This is a genomic window from Pseudomonas sp. WC2, from assembly GCF_050586545.1.
Taxonomy (GTDB): domain Bacteria; phylum Pseudomonadota; class Gammaproteobacteria; order Pseudomonadales; family Pseudomonadaceae; genus Aquipseudomonas.
Genome location: NZ_JBOBDR010000015.1, coordinates 1 through 15,336, shown reverse-complemented (window position 1 = coordinate 15,336; position 15,336 = coordinate 1). Strand labels below are relative to the sequence as shown.

Here is a 15,336-nt window from a genome sequence, read left to right as displayed (position 1 = left end):
TGTTCTGAAAAACGCCGAACTTAGCGCAGGGAAACTTTGCGGTGTGAAATCCACCCTTAGCGCTGGAGTACCATGGCTAACTTGATTCCCTGCTGAGCCCAACACTCCATGCCTGATCTATCGCGTTTCACCTCACTGTTCGATCAGGCGCAGCGCGCCTTGCGGTTGGTCTGGGGAACATCGCGAGGCTTGTTTCTCGGATTGGTGCTGGCGACGTTGGTGGCCGGGTTGCTCCCGGCTCTGGCGGCATGGTTGGGGCAGCGGATTGTCGATGCCGTGGTCGCGGCCATGCAGTTGCATGCACAAAACGGCAGTGCGCCGCTGTGGCCAGTGTTGCGTTACGTGTTGCTGGAAGCCGGAGTGCTGGCGCTGTTGTCCGGCACGCAACGGGCACTCTCGGTGCAGCAGTCGCTGTTGCGCGTGCAACTGGGGCAGAAGGTCAATACGCTGATTTTGCAGAAAGCGCAGACCCTGTCACTGGTGCAGTTCGAGAACTCCGAGTTCTACGACAAACTGGTGCGCGTGCGTCGCGAGGCCTCCACCCGGCCATTGGCGTTGGTCATGAAGTCGTTGGGCTTGATTCAGAATCTGATCATGCTGATCAGCTTTGGTGTCCTGCTGGTGCACTTTTCCCCTTGGGCGCTGTTGCTGCTGGTGGTGGGGGCGTTGCCGGTGTTCTTCGCCGAAGCGCATTTTTCCGGTGACGCCTTTCGTCTGTTCACCCGACGCGCGCCGGAGAGCCGGCAGCAGAATTACATCGAAACGCTTCTGTCCCACGAAACCTATATCAAAGAGGTCAAGCTGTTCGGCTTTGCCCCGCTGTTGCTGCAACGCTATCGCGACACCTTCGCCAGGCTGTACGCCGAGGACCGGCGCCTGACATTGCGCCGGGATGGCTGGGGTTTCGGCCTCGGCTTGCTCGGCACTGCGGCTTTTTATGTGGCCTATGGCTGGGTGGTGATCGATGCCGTGCATGGCCAGATCAGCCTTGGCCAGATGACCATGTATCTGGTGCTGTTCAAGCAAGGCCAGAGCGCGGTGAGCAGCAGCCTGAGTGCGATCAGCGGCCTCTACGAAGACGGCCTCTACCTGACGAGTCTGTATGAATACCTGGCCGAACCGGTTCAGGTCGATACCGGCCACCTGACCGCCGGCATCTTGCCGGGCGATGGCCTGCGTTTCGAAAACGTCGGTTTCCGGTATCCGGGGGCCAGTCGAGCAGCACTGGAAAACATCGACCTGCAACTGATGCCGGGGCAGAGCATGGCGTTGGTCGGGGAGAACGGTTCTGGCAAGACCACGCTGATCAAGTTGCTGACCCGCCTGTACCGGCCTGATCAAGGACGCATTCTGCTCGACGGCAGCGACTTGCAGGATTGGCAGGAAACCGCGCTGCGTCGGCGCATTGGCGTGATTTTTCAGGATTACATCCGCTACCAGTTCAGCGTCGGCGAGAACATCGGCGTCGGCGATACCTTGGCATTCAATGACCAGCAACGGTGGAAGGAAGCGGCCGCCCAAGGTATGGCGGCGCCTTTCATCGAAGGGCTCGACAAGGGTTACGCAACGCAGTTGGGACGCTGGTTTGCCGGTGGCCAGGAATTGTCCGGTGGGCAGTGGCAGAAGATTGCCTTGTCCCGCGCGTACATGCGCCGTGATGCCGACATTCTGATCCTCGATGAGCCGACTTCAGCCCTCGACCCGGCGGCCGAAGCGGCGGTGTTCGAGCATTTCAGCCAGCACACCCAAGGGCGCATGACCTTATTGATCTCCCATCGTTTTTCCAGTGTACGCAATGCCAACCACATTATCGTGCTGCAACAGGGGCGGATTCTGGAGCAGGGTGGTCACGATCAACTGATCGCCGCTGCCGGGCATTATGCGCAACTGTTCGACTTGCAGGCGCGCGGCTACCGCTAGGTGTCTCGGCCGCTGCGCAAGGTTGCAGGGCCCGCCACCCGAGGCGCGGGTTTGCTCTGCATCAAACTGTCGAGGGCCTTGCGGTAGTTCTGCCCGCCGAGCGCCATGCTGTTGTTGTGCGTGGCGCCGGGCACCAGCAACAGACGTTTGGGTTGCTGCGCTGCGTTGAACAATTGCTCGCTGAAACGCGGCGGCACGAAAGCGTCAGCCAGACCATGCACCACCAGCAGAGGCATATGGATCTCGGCGATTTTGTCGATGGAATCGAATTTCTGCGACAGCAGCCAACGCACCGGCAACGACGTATTGGCCACGGCGGCCGCAACATCAGCCAGGGACGTGAAGGTCGATTCGATCACCAGACCCCGCACCGGTAGCGGGGTATTTTTACGAGCAGCATCCTGGCCGAGTTCTGCGGCGAGATCGATCGCAACAGCGCCACCGAGTGAATGGCCATAGATCAGCCGTTTGCTCGGATCGGGTTGCAGCAGTTTGAAGCGCTCCCACGCCACCCGAGCGTCTTCGTAAACGCTGCTTTCCGACGGCAGATCACCTTTGCTCTGGCCAAAGCCGCGGTAATCGATGGCCAGCACCGAATAGCCCGCCGCGCGCAGTTGTTCGATGCGGAACAACTGACCGGTGAGGTTCCAGCGCACGCCGTGTAGATAAAGGATGGCCGGGGCATTGGCTTTTTCCGCCGGCCACCACCAGGCATGGATGTTCTGCCCGGCCTTGAAACTCTTCGGTTGCAGATCGAGTTCCTGCACGCTGCCCGGCAGGCCGTGATACCAGCCGGCCGTACCCGGTTCTATGCGAAACAGCAGTGTGCGCTCGGTGTGTTGGAGCACGGCACAACTCGTCGGCACGCCGATAATCAGCGCAGCCATTAAGGCGAACGCCAAGCGGCGGCGACGCAGACGAGTCATGAAGGCGAGGAACATTAAACGTTTCACCAAAGGTCGGACAAAGAACGCTTTTTACCAGATGCCTCGGCCTGCGCGTGACATTTTCGACCACCGTGCATGTGCAACGATTACAAAATGCTGCAACGGCTCAACCGACCTGCAACACGATTTTGCCGATATGGTCACCGGCCTCCATGTGCGCGTGGGCTTGGGCGGCGTCGGCGAGCGGGTAGACCTTGTCGATCAGTGGCAGGCAGCGCCCGGCGGCCAGTGCCGGCCACACGTGTTCGCGCAGTTCACTGGCAATCGCCGCTTTTTCCGCAGCGCTGCGCGCGCGCAGCAGCGAACCGGTGATCACTGCACGCTTGGCCATCATCGCCAGCAGGTCAAAATCATTGGCGCGGGCACCGCCGAGGAAACCGAGCATCACCAGCCGGCCGTCCATCGCCAGGGCGCTGACGTTATCGTTGAGGTAAGAGCCGCCCATGATGTCGAGAATCACATTCACGCCTTCACCGGCGGTGTGTTCGGCGATGACTTTGGCAAACTCTGCGTCGCGATAGTTGATCGGCTGGCCACCGAGCTTGCTGATCGCCGCGCATTTCTCAGGGCTGCCAGCGGTGGCAAAGGCCTGGATGCCGAATTCGCGGCAAAGCATCAGGGCGGTAGTGCCGATGCCGCTGGTGCCGCCGTGGATCAATGCGCGCTGGCCCTTGCTGGCGCCACCGAGGCCAAAAAGATTGGCCCACACGGTAAAGAAGGTTTCCGGGATCGCAGCGGCGTGGACCCAATCGAGACCCTCGGGAATCGGCAGCGTTTGCCCGGCGGGCACGGCGGCGTATTCGGCGTAACCGCCACCGTTGGTCAGCGCGCAGACCCGATCACCTACAGCGAACTGACTGACGCCGGCGCCAAGCGCCACCACCACCCCGGACACTTCCAGGCCGGGGATCGGGTTCATGCCCGGTTTCATCGGATACTTGCCGGCGCGTTGCAGGGCGTCGGGGCGATTGATCCCGGCGGCGTGCACGCGAATCAGCACTTCGCCCTCGGCGACGTCCGGCAGCGCCACGCGTTTGGCTTGCAGAACCTCAGGGCCACCGGGTTCGGTGATTTCGATGCGGGTCATTTCGTTGGGTAACGACATAGTGTTTCCTCCTGATAGAAGTGTGTGTAGATGGGAGTCGTGCATCCCTCGATAAATTCAGGTCAACCCCGATAACCTGTGGCAACGAGCTTGCAGGCGAAGGCGTCGGAACAGTCAGCGCAGGGTGTCAGATAAAGCGCTTTCGCGAGCAGGCTCGCTCCTACCTTGGGTCATGCGTGCCCAGATGTTCATGGCTTGTTCCAGGAGCAACGCCACGCCAATCGAACCGCAGGCAATCATGAACAGCATCGCGTGGTGGCCACCGTTGGCGTTGAACAGCGCCGAATAGCCGAACCCCGCCAGCGCCTGAAACGTGGCGAACGATACGGTGGCGCGGCTCCAGGCGATTTGCTGGCGAGCGTGCTCCGGCACCAGTTCATGCACCCGCGCCAACGCCAGCGGCACAATGCCGGGGGGGAACGAACCGAGAATCACCGCGAGCACCGCCAGTGCCACGAAGGACTGGGAAACGGCCAGCAGGCCAAGAGCAATCGCCTGAATCACCAGCACCAAACGGATGCTCAAGCGTGCGCCGAGCTTGTCGGCGAGAAAGCCATAACTCACCGGGCCGACAATCGCGCCCACGCCGTACATCACCCAGACCAGCGCGCCGACGTGAGCCCCCGCGCCGAGGCCGCGCGCCACGTAATCGACGAGGAAGACCATTGCCGGCACCAGCCCGGCCGCCATAAAGGCGTATTGGGCGAACAGTACATAAACGCCGGGAGGTGTCGGTGCGATCACTGCGCCGTGGGAAACGGTCGCCTTCGGCAGATCAGCGGGCCAGCCGAACCAGCTCAACACCGTCAGCAATAATGCGATCGCGCCGAGCCCGAACCAGGTGGCTTGCAGACCGAGACTCAACAGCGGCGGCACAATCGTCCCGGAGCCGGCAATACCGAGGCCGATGCCCAGGAAAATCGCGCCACTGGCCAGCCCTTTACGCGCCGGCGGAACATGCGGCAGCACGGTCGCCGCGACCAGCACCATGATTGCGCCCCCAGCGATGCCGGACAGCAAGCGCCAGCCGAAGAACCAGCTCACGGACAACGGATACGCACAAGCGAAAAACGCCGCAGTCACCACCAGCATCATCAGGCGCAGCGCGTTTTTATTACCGAGATGACCCGCCATCGGCCGGCCGAGCAGGGCGCCGATCAAGTAACCAATCAGATTGGCCGCGCCGAGGTAGACCACATCGTTGGCGGAAAACCACTGTGCCTGAATCAGTGCGGGAATCAGTGGTGTGTAGGCGAAACGGGCCAGACCAATGCTGACCAGGCTGGCACAGAGTCCGGCGACGATCGGCAGCCAGAGAGCACCGGGGGTTGGAGTGCGCATGATATTCACGTTTCCGAAGAAGGTTTATGGCGCCCAGCATATCGGCTATGGTTGCTGCGTTTATGCAGCGATTTTCCATTGTTGTGATGCGTATGTGCATCATCAGGAGGCAGGATGAATTGGGATGATGCACGGATGTTTCTCGCCGTTTGTCGCGCCTCGACATTGCGTGGGGCCGCGCGGCTTCTGAACGTCGATCAGGCGACGGTCGGGCGGCGTATCAGCGCGCTGGAAAAGTCCCTCGGCGCGACGTTGTTCCTGCGCACCTCCGACGGCTACGCCTTGACGGCGGTGGGGGAGGCGGCGCTGAAGAACGTCGAGAAAATGGAACATTCAGCGCTCGAGCTGGAGCGGCAGATCCAGGGGCTTGATGATCGACTTACGGGCAGTGTGCGGGTCAGCACCACCGATTCGCTGGCCATCGATTTCCTGATTCCAGCCATTGCGCGCCTGCATGAGCAGCATCCGGATGTGCAGGTGCAACTCGATGCTTCAACGCAGATCCTCAGCCTGGCCAAGCGCGAGGCGGATATCGCCGTGCGCAATACGCGCCCCGACAATCCTGATCTGATCGCCCGGCGAATAGCGCGCTGGCCTGTAGGACTTTTCGCGGCTCAGGCCTATGTCGACAGCAAAGGCGCGCCGGAGCCGGGCAGGGCGTTCGAAGGCCATGATCTGGTGGTCTATCAACCGTATCTGCAACATAAAAAGGACCTGACGCTGGTCTCGGAACCGATGACTCGCGGGCGTCTCGTCGCCAGTCTCAGTTCCAGTCTGTTGGTGCGCCGCTCAATAGCGGCAGGTGTGGGCATCGGCGAAATTCCGCTGTACATGGGCGAGCGTGATGGTCTGGTCCGAATTTGGCCGGAGCGAACCCGGCCAGAGCCCTACGAGGTGTGGCTGGTGACCCATGCCGATCTGCGCCATACCGCGCGGGTACGGGCGGTGATCGAGCAGATTGTCGAGGCGTTTGCACTGGAGAATGAGTAGCTTGGAGCGCGGTTTTGGCCGGGCTACAAGGTCTGACGAAACGGCCTACATCCGGGTCAGAAACCGCTGGCTTGTGGGTTGTCGGGGACAAATATATCGTTGACGCCAATGGCCACGGAAGGTCTCGGTAACCCCAAAAGGTGTCGAATTGAACGTCAGGGAAGTGCTTCAGAATCCAGTGTGTGACACGTCGAGCGAAAGTCGGAATACCCAAGCCATGAATGACATCAGACGCGAAGAGTTCAATGCCAGGATCGAGACCATCGAGGCACGGATGGATGCTCGGGTGAATGAGGTGTCGGCAAGAATTGATCTTCGGGTTAATGAGATGTCGGCAAAAATCGATGCGTTTCTCGTCGCTCAGGCTGTGCGGGACGAGGCTCATTACGAAATCCACCAGGAAAGGGATAAACGTTACGAGTTGATGTGGGAGGGGGTGCAAAAACTTTCCGAAGAGTCGAGAGAGGCCATCAAACAATCCTCGTCGGCGAAGGCTAATTATTGGGCGGCAAGCGTTGTCCATTTTCTTGGCGTCGCTACCCTTGTCGTCGGCGCGCATTTCGCCAATCAAGCTGCCGTTTTATCCACCGTGCAAACAGCGCTCGCGGCCATTCAGGTGGGCAAAGACATCGGCACAGCAAAGCCGGATTTGCTGCAAACGCCGTTATCCCCTCAATAAAAAACGGCCTTCATCGGAAGGCCGTTTTTTGTGGGCGTTAATGTGCTGCCTCATGGCATCTGCGGCAACTCCTGGGGCCGCAAGTCAAACACCAGCACTTCGGCATCCACGCCATTGCTCAAGGTCAGCGCCTGTTCCTCACGAACCCGCACGCCGTCACCTTCGCGCAATGGCTCGCCGTTCAGTTCAACACTGCCGCGTGCCACATGCACATAGGCGTAACGGTTGGCCGGGAGTTTCAGCGTGGCGCTTTCCTTGCCGTCGAACAGCCCGGCGTAGACCCGAGCGTCCTGACGCACTTTCAGCGATCCGTCGCTGCCGTCCGGCGAGATGATCAGTTGCAGGCGACCGCGTTTTTTCTGCGCGCTGAAATGCTCCTGCTGGTAGCGCGGTTTGGCGCCGCTGACTTCCGGCACGATCCAGATTTGCAGGAAGTGCACAGGCTTGCTCGCTGAATGGTTGAACTCGCTGTGCGCCACGCCGCTGCCGGCGCTCATCAGTTGCACGTCCCCGGGGCGGATGACTGAGCCAGTGCCCAAGGTGTCCTTGTGTTCCAGCGCACCTTCGAGCACATAGGAGAAAATCTCCATGTCGCGGTGCGGGTGCTGGCCGAAACCTTTGCCGGCGGCCACGCGGTCATCGTTGATCACCAGCAGGTCGGAGAAACCCTGCTCACGCGGGTCGCGGTAGCTGGCGAAAGAGAATGTGTGGAACGACTTCAACCAGCCATGATTGGCGAGGCCACGATCGGAGGCTTTGCGAAGGGTCAGCATGATGAAATCTCCTTGCGGGACGTGAATTCGTCCGAGTGAGGAGAAGGTTACTGTTTACTTTGCTGCACAATAAGTAGATGGAAATTGAAAGACTGTCCTGATCAGGTTGACAGTTTTGCGGCGTCGTTCACGGATTCTCTTGTACCGGCCACGCCACACTTGGCCATAATGTTCAGCCTGTCTGAAGCGTTTATCTTCTTTGATCTCAGTGATGTGTTCCCATGAAAACCGTGGCAATGGTGCTGTTCCCCGATTTTCTGCTGCTCGACATGGCCGGGCCGATGGAAGTGTTTTCGGTGGCCAACCGTTACTTGCAAGCCGATCTGCACTACCAGTTGATCACCCTTGGCACCGAGCACGGGCCGTTGCGCGCTTCCAATGGCGTGCGGGTGCAGGCCGATCTTCACATTGAAGAGGCCAATGATCGTTACGACTTATTGCTGGTGCCAGGCGGGCCGGGCGCCTACAACGAAAGATTTCCGCAGTTGTTCGCCTGGCTGCCTGGTGCGGTGCAGCGTGCGACTTGCTTCGGCTCGATCTGCACCGGCGCTTTCGTGCTGGGGCATGCCGGATTGCTCGACGGCTATCGCGTGACTACCCACTGGAACTACACCGAGCGCTTGATCAAAGGTTTCCCCAAGGCCAGCGTCGCCACCGATCAAATCTTCGTCGAGGATCGAAATCTGATTACGTCCGGCGGGGTCACCGCAGGGATTGACCTGGCGCTGGCAGTGATTGCCCGGGACCACGGCAAGAAACTCGCTCAGGACGTGGCCAAAGTGCTGCTGGTGGTGATGAAACGGCAGGGCGGTCAGGCGCAGTTCAGTCCGTTGATGGCTGCTGTGGCTCCGCAGGAAACACCTATCACCCGAGTGCAGAATCACGTGCTTGAACACCTCGACGAAGCGTTCACCGTCGAGCGCATGGCGGGGCTGGCGAACATGAGTCCACGACACTTCGCCCGTCTGTTCGCCCGTGACGTCAACATGACGCCAATGGAGTTTCTGCAAAGTGCGCGCATCGATTGTGCGCGAAACTTGCTCGAAACCAGCGATCTGCCGCTGAAAACCGTGGCCTATAAAAGTGGCTTTGGCAGCGTGCGGCACATGCGCTCACTGTTCGCCGAAAAGCTCGGCCTGACCCCGGCGCAGTACCGCGAACAGTTCAGCTAGAGCGGTTCTGTCCGTGTAGCGCACCCGGATGTCCGTGCTGCGCCCTGCGTGGTGGTTGTACCGTCACCTGAGACTGCCAAGATACTTGGCATGAACAGCCATCACGATGTGAACCCGGCGTCGGTGCTGCGTTTCGGCCCCTACGCGTTTCATTTGCGCCAGCGGCTGATCCTCGAAGGGGATCGGCCATTGCGTATGGGCGGACGTGCGCTGGACATTCTGCAAGTGCTGGTCGAACGCGCCGGTCGGGTGGTCAGTAAAGCGCAATTGATTGCCTTGGTCTGGCCAACGTCGGTGGTCGAAGAAATCAATTTACGCGTGCACATCGCTGCGCTGCGCCGTGCTTTGCGCGACGGCGAGAACGCTCAGCGCTACATCGTCAACGTGCCGCAACGCGGTTACAGCTTCATCGCCCCCGTGCATTACGACAACACCGCGCAAGTGGTTTTCGAACACCTGCATGCGCCGCAACATAACTTGCCCGCCAGACTGACGCCGGTCACTGGCCGCGACTCCCTGGTCGGCAGTCTGGTGCGGCAATTGCCGTTGTGCCGAATGATGACCATCACCGGCCCGGCCGGCGTCGGCAAAACCACGGTGGCGCTGCGTGTGGCAGAGCTGTTGCTGGAGCATTTTTGCGATGGCGTCTGGCGGGTGGATCTGGCCGCGTTCGACGACAGCGCGCCACTGCTCGAGGCTGTGCTGAACACCCTTGAAACCGACTTTGCCGGCCTGACCCAACGGCATGCCTTGCTGGTCCTGGATAACTGCGAGCATCTGCGCGAACGCTGTCAGGCGTTGCTGCAATGCTTGCTCGAAGCGGCGCCGCGCCTGTCGGTGTTGGCCACCAGTCGCGAGGCGCTGCAGGTCAGTCTGGAAACGCTGCAGCCGTTACGGCCCCTCACGGTGCCCAAATCGTCCCAGCTGATCAGTGTCGAGGAGGCGATGAATTACTCGGCGGTGCAGTTGTTCGTCAGCCGCGCGCGTACCCGCCAGCAAGGTTTCGTCCTGCGTGAACAGGATCTGAAAGCGGTCTGCGATATTTGCCGTCGGCTCGATGGATTGCCCTTGGCGATTGAATTGGCGGTGACGCAGATCGATGCACTGGCCCTCGTCGGCTTGCAAGCGCAGCTAGGCAATTGCTTGCAGTTGCTCAGTCATGGCCGGCGCACCGCGGTGCCGCGGCACCAGACGCTGAAGGCCGCGCTGGACTGGGGTTATCAAGGTCTTGATGATGCGGAAAAATCGGCGCTGCAACGACTGTCGGTGTTCCCGAAAACCTTCACGCTGGATGACGCGTTGGCCGTCATCACTTGTGCGAATCTGCCGCCGCACGTGTTGGTGGCAGTGGTTGCGCAACTGGTTGCCAAGTCGTTGCTGTGTGTGGAGCGGGGCAGCGGAATGCCACGCTACCGAATGCTCAACACCACCCGCAGTTACGCCCGCGAACTGTGGCTCTTGCGGACAGAGCGGGCCGATATCGAGCAGCGCTATGCGCGCTACACATGCCGATTTTCAGAGGTTCAACTGGCGGTTTAATGCGTCCAGCAGTCTGCGCACTTTGCGCAAGTCAGGGGTCGCGTAACCCTCGGTGAACCGTTGATGGATTGGCGTCAGCAGTTCCAACGCTTCGCGATAACGATGTTGCCGTTGCCACAGCTGCGCCAGTGAAGTGGCGCTGCGCAACTCCCAGGCCAGTGCGCCTTGGGATTGGGCGATGGACAGGGCTTGCTGGAGGATCTGCTCTGATGTTTCCAGGTTGTCGGTGGCTGGACTGACGCCTTCGCGAGCAGGCTCGCTCCCACAGGTTTGTGCGGTGTACTGATGAAGTGGGCTCAACCCCAATCCATTGTGGGAGCGAGCCTGCTCGCGAAGGCGTCCGTCAGTACACCGCAAATCTTCAGCCACCCTTCGATCCGCCTGCGCCCGCAGAATCTCCGCCGTGCTCCAACCCGCTTCGCCACTGCGCGCGCGCTCCACCAGTGACTCGTCAACAAACCGGTCATCCAGCGTGACCATGATTTCCCGAATCAAACCACTGTCCTGTGCCTGCACCGGCGCCGCATGCTCGGCATCAATCACCTGCGCATAATGCCGTGCCCACGTATGAAACAGCAGCACCGAATGCTTCTGCGATTGTTCGAGCAGCAACTGCAACAGCGCCCGGGCGTTCTGCTGGTCACCGTTGTAATGGGCGATCACACACGTGGCCAAGGCCAGGGTGTAACAGATCGATGTGCCGTGGTTGATCTGCACGGCGATGTCCAGCGCCTGCCGCGCGGTTTTCCAGGCCTGCTCGGGAAAGCCCTGCAGCCACAGCACCCGCGCAAGCACCGTCAGCGAGGCGACGCTCTGGTCGTATTGCACGCCAAAACCTTGGGTAAACCGATTGCGGTGGCCGCTGTGGGCCATGCGCTCGATCACTTGTTCAGCATGCTCCCGCGCCTGCGGCTGGTCGCCCGCGTAATGCAGGGCCAGCACCCGCAGACGGTGCGTGCTGAGGGACAACAACGGATCATCGTGAGGGCCGAGCCGGTCGAACTGATCGCTTTGCGCCAGTGCCATGCGGTAATGCCCGCAACTGAGATTGACCGCCATGTGCCCGGACACCGCCCGCAATTGCCCGGCGACATCGCCATGCGCCTCTGCGAGTGCGTGGGCCTTGATGAACGCCTCAATGGTTTCCGGAGTGCCACCCCAAGTGTGATAGCACGCGCTGCCAAGGGCCAGTTGCAAGGCGATATTCAGGCGCGGGCAGGGTGGCTGAATACCTTCCAGCAGACGCAAGGCCTGGCGCACATAGCCGCCGTATTCCTTGAGCAACGACAGCTCTTGCCACAGCGGCGCCGACGCTGCCGTCAGGCCGATCCCCAGATCGTCCGGCCCGTCGCCGCTCAGGCACCAATCCAACGCGGCGCGCAGATCTTCGAGGCCACGGGCGTAGCGCTCGATCCACAACGAAGTCGGCGTGGTTTCCCAATCCGTCTGCGCCTGACGCATCAACGCCAGACAACGTTCGGCATGACGCTCGCGGGTCTCGGCCAGCTCGACAGCCTGTTCGAGTTTTTCCAGCGCATAGCGGCGCGTGGTGTCGAGCAGACGGTAGAAGACTTCTTCATCGCCGACCTCGACACTCAGCAGCGACTTGGCGACCAACTGCGTGATCGAGGCGAACACCGCCTCGGGTTCGATCTGTGGGCCGACGATCACCGCCGCCGCAGACTCCAGGGTAAAACCGCCGCGGAACATGCTCAAGCGGCGCAGGCCAGTCTGCTCGCAGCGGTTGAGCAGATTGAAACTCCAGTCCAGCGTGGCACGCAGGGTCAGATGCCGCTCCAGGCTGGTCTGATTGCCCGGCGCCAAGGCCGGCAAACGCCCCTGCAACTGGCTCAGCAACCCCTCCAGCCCCAATTCGGCGACTTGCGCCGCCGCCAACTCCAACGCCAGCGGAATCCCGTCCAGCCGATGGCAGATTTCAATCGCCAAGGGCAACTGAGACTCGTCCAGTTCGAAACTTTCCTGCGCCGCCGTGGCCCGTTCGACCAACAGTTGCAGGGCCGAGAATTGCAGCGCCTGCTGGCGGTCGAGCACCGTTGACATCGACGGGTAATCGAGGGAATCCAGACGCTGCACATATTCACCTTCCGCCCGCAGACTCTCGCGGCTGGTGGCGAGGATATGCACCTTCGGCGCCCCGCGCAGGACGCTCTCGCTGAGCGCGGCGACGGCATCAATCAAGTGCTCGCAGTTGTCGAGCACCAGCAACATTTGCCGTTGGCTCAAACCGCTGACCAGACACGCCTGCGGATCACCGTCGACCAGCGCCAGATCGAGCAGGGCGGCGACGTGTGAGCAGATCAATTGAGGGTCATTGAGCGGCGCCAGATCCACTAGCTGAATGCCGTCACGATATTGCCCGATCAATTGCTCGGCCACGCGCAGGGCGACGGTGGTTTTGCCGATCCCGCCGGGGCCGAGCAGAGTGATACAGCGCTGGCGCGGCAGTTGCGTCATCAGGCTGTCGACCAGCGCCTGACGCCCGATCATGCGCGTGCGGCGCAGCGGCAGGTTGTGCCGGGGCGCACTGACGACAGCGCGTTGTTCAATGGATTGCGAAAGAATCGGCGCGACAAAACTGTAGCCGCGTTGCGCCACAGTAATGATGTAGCGCTGACCGGCCTGGCCATCGCCGAGCGCCTTGCGCAGCGCCGCCATGTGCACGCGCAGGTTGATCTCTTCGACCACGCTGTCGGGCCAGACCGCCGCCATCAATTGCTGCTTGCTCAGCACTTCCCCGGCGTGCGCGAGCAACGTCAGCAGAATGTCCATCGCCCGACGGCCCAAGCGCAGCGGCTGGTCGCCTTCGAGCACCAAGCGTTGCACGGGATCAATCCGATAGGGGCCGAAACCGATGGCCGAACTCGGGGAAAGACTCAACAGCTCGCTCCTGCGGTGATGCGGCGGACAAGACGAATCAGGGCCGGGCGCGCGCGCAGGCCTTCTAATCCGGGGTGTCCCGGCATAATCCTCAGGTTTGGGTGTCAGCGCAACGGCTGGCGCAGAAGCCGTCGTCAAAACAGGGCGGTTTGTGGGCGGTTGATTTTCGGTTCACGCAGGGCCTGACAGCGCCAGGCAAACGGATTGATACCTTCGCTGCGGGTGAACATGTGGCAGAAATGCGCCTGATCGCAGAAACCGCATTCCAGGCTGATCTGCGTCAGGCTCAGGTCGGTGTGCTGGATCAGCAGCTTGGCGCGGGCGAGGCGCTGGGTGCGAATCCAGTCCTGCGGCGACACCCCGGTGCTGCATTTGAAGGCGCGGGAGAAATGGCTGCGTGACAGCGAACAGGCGCGGGCCAGTTCGGTCACTTCAAGGCTCTCGCCCAAGCGTTCGAGGATCAGTTGTTTGACCTGTCGTTCGCGTTGCGGACTGAGTCCGCCGATAGCGCTTTTGCGCGGTTCGCAGGCAGGGGCGAGGGCAACGGTTTGCAGCATATGAGCCATGGCCAAGGTCCGTGTCGGTGGGGAGTGCACGGTCAGCGCCTTCCCTCAGATCAAAAAACAACGCTGAGCGGAGGAATTCATTGTTGGTCGAGGCGCGATGGCTGACGAGTTAATCGTTGTTAATTTCGCTCTGGCCCGGCGCTCACGGGCGCGCGGATCGCGTAAAGTGCGTAGCACTTGCGTCTGGTTGGCTATAAGGAATCCGTGCCCATGAACCGTAACGATCTGCGCCGCGTCGACATGAACCTGCTGGTGATTTTCGAAGCGCTGATGTTCGAAAAGAACCTGACCCGCGTCGCCGAAAAACTGTTCATGGGCCAACCGGCGGTGAGCGCGGCGCTGGGGCGTTTGCGTGATCTGTTCGACGATCCATTACTGCTGCGCAATGGTCGCGGCATGGAACCGACGGCACGGGCACTGGCCATTCTCAAAGAACTGCAACCGGCGATGGACGTGATTTCCGGCGCCGTCAGCCGCGCCAAGGAGTTCGAACCGGCGAGCAGTTGCGACGTGTTCCGTATCGGTTTGTCGGACGACGCCGAGTTTGGACTGTTTCCGCCGCTGTTGCGCCAGCTCCAGCAAGAAGCACCGGGGATTGTCGTGGTCGTCCGCCGCGCCAACTATCTGTTGATGCCGGCATTGCTGGCCTCGGGGGAAATCTCCGTCGGCGTCAGTTACACCACGGAATTGCCGGCCAACGCCAAGCGCAAAAAACTCCGTGACATTCCCTGCAAAGTCCTGCGCGGCGACGACCGCCCGGGCCCGCTGACGCTGGACGAATACTGCGAACGCCCGCACGCGATGGTGTCGTTCTCCGGCGACTTGAGCGGCAACATCGACATGGACCTGGCCAAGGTCGGGCGCACTCGCCGCGTCGTTCTCGGCGTGCCGCAATTCAGCGGCCTGCGCGCCTTGCTCGCCGGCACCGAAATGATCGCCACCGTGCCGGATTACGCCGCGTGTGCATTGGTCGAAGGCTGTGCGCTGCGCGCCGAAGACCCACCGTTCCCGATTGATGCGGCGCAGTTATCGATGGCGTGGAGCGGGGTGCACGACAACGACCCGGCGGAGAAATGGCTGCGTGCGCGGATCAGCCAGTTCATGGCGGCACCGCTGGATATTCCGGCGGTTTGAATCTCTGACAAAATTCCAGCAAGCACGCAAAACCCCTGTGGGAGCGAGCCTGCTCGCGAAAGCGGTGTGTCATTCAGCTGATTGGTCACTGAGCAGGCGCCTCCGCGAGCAGGCTCGCTTCCAGAGTTAACATCGCTCCGTTCATCGGAAAACACCCTCCACCTGTCAGACCTGACAGGTGACACCCCGCCCACTCTGCGCCTAAATCACTCCGTTGCTTTCCACGACCGGAGCCCGCCATGACCACTCCTGAATTGCCCGACAACAGCACT

General features: G+C 61.1%; 13 protein-coding genes. 6 read left to right on the top strand and 7 right to left on the bottom strand.

Going from position 1 to position 15,336, the window contains the following annotated elements:
- The first annotated feature begins 108 nt into the window (after positions 1-108).
- A complete protein-coding gene (locus ACQ4OE_RS18745) occupies positions 109-1,920 on the top strand; it encodes an ABC transporter ATP-binding protein (RefSeq protein WP_430947518.1) in 1,812 nt (603 codons plus the stop codon).
- Here the strand turns inward: ACQ4OE_RS18745 and ACQ4OE_RS18740 are convergent.
- The 3 genes from ACQ4OE_RS18740 to ACQ4OE_RS18730 form a co-directional block, all read right to left on the bottom strand.
- Complete coding sequence (locus ACQ4OE_RS18740) at positions 1,917-2,861, bottom strand: alpha/beta hydrolase (protein ID WP_430947591.1); 945 nt, start codon at positions 2,859-2,861, stop codon at positions 1,917-1,919. The two genes, ACQ4OE_RS18745 and ACQ4OE_RS18740, sit on opposite strands and share 4 nt — an antisense overlap.
- A 112-nt stretch (positions 2,862-2,973) precedes the next feature.
- Positions 2,974-3,972 carry an NAD(P)H-quinone oxidoreductase gene (locus ACQ4OE_RS18735; protein WP_430947517.1) on the bottom strand — a complete coding sequence of 333 codons (999 nt, stop codon included), beginning with the start codon at positions 3,970-3,972 and terminating at the stop codon, positions 2,974-2,976.
- Positions 3,973-4,086: 114 nt separating this feature from the next.
- Positions 4,087-5,313, bottom strand: coding sequence for a YbfB/YjiJ family MFS transporter (locus ACQ4OE_RS18730; RefSeq protein WP_430947516.1), 1,227 nt, complete (start codon positions 5,311-5,313; stop codon positions 4,087-4,089).
- 114 nt (positions 5,314-5,427) lie between these two features.
- Between ACQ4OE_RS18730 and ACQ4OE_RS18725 the strand changes: the two genes are divergently transcribed.
- The gene (locus tag ACQ4OE_RS18725) at positions 5,428-6,303 is read left to right on the top strand and encodes a LysR family transcriptional regulator (protein WP_430947515.1); all 876 of its coding nucleotides are present in this window, start codon (positions 5,428-5,430) and stop codon (positions 6,301-6,303) included.
- A gap of 217 nt (positions 6,304-6,520) precedes the next feature.
- Positions 6,521-6,982, top strand: a complete 462-nt coding sequence (locus tag ACQ4OE_RS18720; protein ID WP_430947514.1) for a hypothetical protein — start codon at positions 6,521-6,523, stop codon at positions 6,980-6,982.
- A 50-nt stretch (positions 6,983-7,032) separates the two neighbouring features.
- On the opposite strand, the gene ACQ4OE_RS18715 is transcribed toward ACQ4OE_RS18720, so the two are convergent.
- The gene (locus ACQ4OE_RS18715) at positions 7,033-7,755 is read right to left on the bottom strand and encodes a pirin family protein (RefSeq protein WP_430947513.1); all 723 of its coding nucleotides are present in this window, start codon (positions 7,753-7,755) and stop codon (positions 7,033-7,035) included.
- Between the two features lie 221 nt (positions 7,756-7,976).
- Between ACQ4OE_RS18715 and ACQ4OE_RS18710 the strand changes: the two genes are divergently transcribed.
- Positions 7,977-8,927 carry a GlxA family transcriptional regulator gene (locus ACQ4OE_RS18710; protein WP_122592429.1) on the top strand — a complete coding sequence of 317 codons (951 nt, stop codon included), beginning with the start codon at positions 7,977-7,979 and terminating at the stop codon, positions 8,925-8,927.
- Positions 8,928-9,017: 90 nt separating this feature from the next.
- On the top strand, positions 9,018-10,466 hold the full coding sequence (locus ACQ4OE_RS18705; protein ID WP_430947512.1) for an ATP-binding protein: 1,449 nt from the start codon (positions 9,018-9,020) through the stop codon (positions 10,464-10,466).
- Here the strand turns inward: ACQ4OE_RS18705 and ACQ4OE_RS18700 are convergent.
- On the bottom strand, positions 10,443-13,364 hold the full coding sequence (locus tag ACQ4OE_RS18700) for an ATP-binding protein (protein ID WP_430947511.1): 2,922 nt from the start codon (positions 13,362-13,364) through the stop codon (positions 10,443-10,445). The genes ACQ4OE_RS18705 and ACQ4OE_RS18700 overlap by 24 nt on opposite strands.
- 134 nt (positions 13,365-13,498) lie before the next feature.
- Positions 13,499-13,930, bottom strand: coding sequence for a helix-turn-helix domain-containing protein (locus ACQ4OE_RS18695; protein WP_430947510.1), 432 nt, complete (start codon positions 13,928-13,930; stop codon positions 13,499-13,501).
- Positions 13,931-14,140: 210 nt separating this feature from the next.
- On the opposite strand from ACQ4OE_RS18695, the gene ACQ4OE_RS18690 reads away from it, so the two are divergent.
- A complete protein-coding gene (locus ACQ4OE_RS18690; RefSeq protein ID WP_016987820.1) occupies positions 14,141-15,064 on the top strand; it encodes a LysR family transcriptional regulator in 924 nt (307 codons plus the stop codon).
- A gap of 85 nt (positions 15,065-15,149) precedes the next feature.
- Here the strand turns inward: ACQ4OE_RS18690 and ACQ4OE_RS18685 are convergent.
- A partial coding sequence (locus ACQ4OE_RS18685; protein ID WP_430947509.1) for a hypothetical protein occupies positions 15,150-15,336 on the bottom strand: 187 nt, incomplete at its 5' end.

What these genes read in the sequence shown, in the direction of transcription:
- ACQ4OE_RS18745 (WP_430947518.1), top strand. Translation starts at nt 109, where the DNA reads ATGCCTGATCTATCGCGTTTCACCTCACTGTTCGATCAGGCGCAGCGC.
- ACQ4OE_RS18740 (WP_430947591.1), bottom strand. Translation starts at nt 2,861, where the DNA reads ATGTTCCTCGCCTTCATGACTCGTCTGCGTCGCCGCCGCTTGGCGTTC.
- ACQ4OE_RS18735 (WP_430947517.1), bottom strand. Translation starts at nt 3,972, where the DNA reads ATGTCGTTACCCAACGAAATGACCCGCATCGAAATCACCGAACCCGGT.
- ACQ4OE_RS18730 (WP_430947516.1), bottom strand. Translation starts at nt 5,313, where the DNA reads ATGCGCACTCCAACCCCCGGTGCTCTCTGGCTGCCGATCGTCGCCGGA.
- ACQ4OE_RS18725 (WP_430947515.1), top strand. Translation starts at nt 5,428, where the DNA reads ATGAATTGGGATGATGCACGGATGTTTCTCGCCGTTTGTCGCGCCTCG.
- ACQ4OE_RS18720 (WP_430947514.1), top strand. Translation starts at nt 6,521, where the DNA reads ATGAATGACATCAGACGCGAAGAGTTCAATGCCAGGATCGAGACCATC.
- ACQ4OE_RS18715 (WP_430947513.1), bottom strand. Translation starts at nt 7,755, where the DNA reads ATGCTGACCCTTCGCAAAGCCTCCGATCGTGGCCTCGCCAATCATGGC.
- ACQ4OE_RS18710 (WP_122592429.1), top strand. Translation starts at nt 7,977, where the DNA reads ATGAAAACCGTGGCAATGGTGCTGTTCCCCGATTTTCTGCTGCTCGAC.
- ACQ4OE_RS18705 (WP_430947512.1), top strand. Translation starts at nt 9,018, where the DNA reads ATGAACAGCCATCACGATGTGAACCCGGCGTCGGTGCTGCGTTTCGGC.
- ACQ4OE_RS18695 (WP_430947510.1), bottom strand. Translation starts at nt 13,930, where the DNA reads ATGGCTCATATGCTGCAAACCGTTGCCCTCGCCCCTGCCTGCGAACCG.
- ACQ4OE_RS18690 (WP_016987820.1), top strand. Translation starts at nt 14,141, where the DNA reads ATGAACCGTAACGATCTGCGCCGCGTCGACATGAACCTGCTGGTGATT.